Source organism: Streptomyces sp. TRM68367 (genome assembly GCF_014495685.1).
Taxonomy (GTDB): domain Bacteria; phylum Actinomycetota; class Actinomycetes; order Streptomycetales; family Streptomycetaceae; genus Streptomyces.
On the sequence record NZ_JACTVI010000257.1, the window covers coordinates 1 to 1,720 of the forward strand.

The following is a 1,720-nucleotide window of genomic DNA, read 5'->3' on the forward strand; positions in this document are numbered from 1 at the left end:
GGGCCTGTCGATGAATTAGTGGGTTTCTTGCGGTAGTTGGGCTCGTTGATGCGGTATGGGTCGCTTCGATGAGTTGATCGGTTCGTTGGAGGAGAAGTTCGGGGCGGTGACGCCGTACCTGGACGAGCGGCAGCGCCGGATGCTGTACGCGGCGGAGGCTCGGCAGCTCGGGCACGGTGGGATCGCTGCGGTGGCGCGGGCCGCGGGCGTCTCGAAGGGCTGCGTCAGCCGCGGCCTGGCCGAACTCGATGCGGGCCGGGCGCCGGACGGGCGGGTGCGGCGGCCGGGGGCCGGTCGCCCTGCGCTGGCGGAGAAAGACCCGGGCCTGGTTCCGGCCCTGTTGGCGCTGGTCGAGGACACCACGCAGGGCGACCCGATAGGGCCGCTGACGTGGACGACGAAGTCGCTGCGCCGACTGGCGGACGAACTCGCCGCCCAGGGGCGGAAGGTGGGCCGCGACACCGTGGCCGCGTTACTGAAGGCGGCAGGGTTCAGCCTGCGTGGCAACGCCCGGGTCCTGGCCGGCAGCAACCACCCGGACCGGGACGCCCAGTTCCGGCACATCAACGACACGGTGAAAACGTTCCTGGACGGGGGCGACCCGGTGATCAGCGTGGACACGAAGAAGAAGGAGCAGATCGGCCTGTTCGGCCAGGCGGGGCGGGAGTGGAGGCCGCCCGGGGCGCCGGTGAAGGTCCTCGACCACGACTTCCCCACCCATGCGACCGGCACCGCGATCCCCTACGGGATCTACGATGTCGCCCGTAACACCGGCTACGTCGTCATCGGCACCGATCACGACACCGCCGCATTCGCCGTGGCCTGCCTGCGCCGCTGGTGGAAGGAAGAGGGCCGCAGCGCCTACCCCTCTGCCACCCGGCTGCTGATCACCGCGGACGGCGGCGGCTCCAACAGCTCCCGTGCCAAGACGTGGAAGGCCAACCTCGCCCTCCTGGCCTCCGAGACCGGCCTTGAGATCACGGTGTGTCACCTGCCCCCGGGAACATCGAAGTGGAACCGGGTCGAGCACCGCCTGTTCTCCTTTATCACGATGAACTGGCGCGCCCGCCCGCTGACCAGCTACGACGTCGCCCTCAACCTGATCTCCTCCACCACCACCCGCACCGGACTGTCCGTCACCGCCCGCCTGGACACCAGCAGCTACCCCACGGGGATCGAGATCAGCCAGCAGCACGCGGCCGCCCTGACCATCCACCCCGACCCGTTCCACGGCGAGTGGAACTACACCATCCCGCCCCAGCCCGGCATCCCCGACGTCCCGCTCCACCCGCCCGGCCCCCGATCCCATCCCCGCCACGCGCACACTTTCGGCGCGACGCTGGCCACCCACCCCCTCCTGACGGGCCTAAACCGCCACGACCTCGACCGCCTCACCGCCGGCATCCGCGACCGACTCGACGCCCTCCCGCCCAAGCAACGGCCCCGGCACCGCAAGCTCACCACCGAGAACATCATCTGGGCCACCGTCCTCGACCAGCGCGGCCTGTCCTGCTCACTCACTGCCTACCTCTTCCGCATCGGCGAGAACCAGATGAGAGCCCTGATCAAACAGGTTCGTCCCCTCCTCGAGGACCACGGGCACCGCCCCGAACCCATCCCCGCCCGCCTGATCGACCCCAGCGACCTCGCCAGCTACGTCATGCACGCGACATCCCAGGCCGCCGAGCACGACACGCCCCACTAATTCATCGACAGGCCC

1 protein-coding gene is annotated in these 1,720 nt (G+C 69.7%); it reads left to right on the plus strand.

What is annotated here, in order from left to right:
• Positions 1-55: 55 nt before the first annotated feature.
• Positions 56-1,705 carry an ISAzo13 family transposase gene (locus tag H8R17_RS45345; RefSeq protein WP_187828975.1) on the plus strand — a complete coding sequence of 550 codons (1,650 nt, stop codon included), beginning with the start codon at positions 56-58 and terminating at the stop codon, positions 1,703-1,705.
• Positions 1,706-1,720 lie beyond the last annotated feature (15 nt).

What these genes read in the sequence shown, in the direction of transcription:
- H8R17_RS45345 (WP_187828975.1), top strand. Translation starts at nt 56, where the DNA reads ATGGGTCGCTTCGATGAGTTGATCGGTTCGTTGGAGGAGAAGTTCGGG.